Raw genomic sequence first — 1834 nt, forward strand, 5'->3', positions numbered from 1 at the left:
AGTAACGATGGATATGGTTACAAAATCGCTGACAGCGTTAAGCTATTAAGCATTAGCTGCTGTCAGGGAATCGAGCATCATAATTAATCCGAGTATCTGCGGATTTTCTTCAGGATTACTGCGAATCTCGTTGAAGAGATAATCGGGTATGGCTGATGCCACATTGGTCAGTTCCTGATTTGGAGATGTCGCAATAAGTGCATTGCTAGCCTACTCAGCATTAAAAATTTCATGGTAGAACACACGAGCGAATTGTTACAAGCAACTGAAAAATTAGAAACGGAAGTCGCTGAGCGCAAGCGAACGGAAGAAGCTCTGCGTGAGAGTGAAGAGCGCTTTCGCCTGTTGGCTGAAAACTCGACCGACATGATTGCCCGCCTAACCCCCGATGGCAAATGTTTGTATGTCTCGCCAGCTTGTCGTACTCTATTGGGCTATGAACCAGAGGAGTTGTTGGGTCGATCGCCCTACGAACTATTTCACCCAGCAGACTTGCCTGAAACGCGCAAAAGCCACTCCTCAATTCTTGATCAGCCCTTAACTGATACTGTCACTTACCGCATTCGACATCGCAATGGTCGCTACATTTGGCTGGAAACTACTAGCCGCACTATTCGGGATCCCCAAACCGGAGAAATCCTAGAAATTCAAGCCTCATCGCGGGATATTACCGAGCGCAAAAATGCTGAAGATGCCCTGAAGCGCCAAGTGGAAAATGCCCTCTTGCTCAAGAAAATTACCGAAGAGGTGCGTCGCAGCCTTAGCAGTGAAGAGATTTATCGCACAACAACGATGCAAATTGGGCAAGCCTTTCAGGTACAGCGGTGCATCATCTATGAATACACAACTGAGCCACAGCCAACGCTGTCTCTGGTGGCTGAATATTTAGAACCAGGTTATGTATCCGTGGCGGGGCTAGCACTTCCAGTTGCAGACAACACCTACATTCAAACAGCCTTGACAGAAGATCGGGCGATCGCGCTGCCCCATGCTAATGATGATGCCTTGCCAGATAGCCTCCGCTACTTCTACCAGCAGGCAGGTATCCATTCCATGATGGTTATTCGCACGTCCTATCAAGGAGAAACTACGGGGATCATTAGCCTGCACCAATGTGCCCCTGTCCCCCCGCAACCAATGACAACTAATGGGTCAGCCGTAGCTCATCAACAGTTTCGAGACTGGACGATCGATGAAATGGAGTTGCTAGAAGCAGTAGCCACCCAAGTTGGTATTGCTCTAATGCAGGCTCGGCTGTTAGAGCAAGCTATGAAACAACAAGAACTGTTGACAGAGAAAAACCTAGCCCTAGAAGCGGCAAAACAAGCGGCTGAGTCTGCTAACCGGGCCAAGAGTGAATTTCTAGCTATGATGAGCCACGAGATTCGCACACCCATGAATGCTGTGATTGGCATGGCAGGCTTGCTGTTAGAAACAGGGCTAACAGATAAGCAACGGGACTTTGCAGAAACTATTCGCAGCAGTGGAGATGCGCTGCTGACGATCATTAATGACATCCTAGACTTTTCCAAGATTGAATCTGGCAAGCTAGAGCTAGAAGAGCAGCCCTTTGATATTCGTAGCTGCATTGAGGGAGTCTTTGATTTACTAGCGCCCAAGGCGGTTGAAAAGGGCCTGGAACTGGTCTATCGGGTTGATCCTCAAACACCGCGTACCATTGTGGGGGATGTGACCCGACTACGCCAAATTTTACTGAACCTTACTGGCAATGCCATCAAATTTACCCACGAAGGTGAAGTGGTGGTATCAGTTACGGTGCGCCAGTTGTCGCCATCGAGTCCGCTAGCGAAGCCCCTAAAGCCTACGTGGGCGA

Annotated in this window: 1 protein-coding gene; it reads left to right on the forward strand. The window is 48.9% G+C overall.

From position 1 onward, the window contains the following. Window positions 1–231 precede the first annotated feature (231 nt). Window positions 232–1834, forward strand: a 1603-nt coding sequence (locus NZ772_18295) for a PAS domain S-box protein (protein ID MCS6815507.1), incomplete at its 3' end; no start/stop codon positions are given.

This window comes from Cyanobacteriota bacterium (genome assembly GCA_025054735.1).
Taxonomy (GTDB): domain Bacteria; phylum Cyanobacteriota; class Cyanobacteriia; order SKYG9; family SKYG9; genus SKYG9.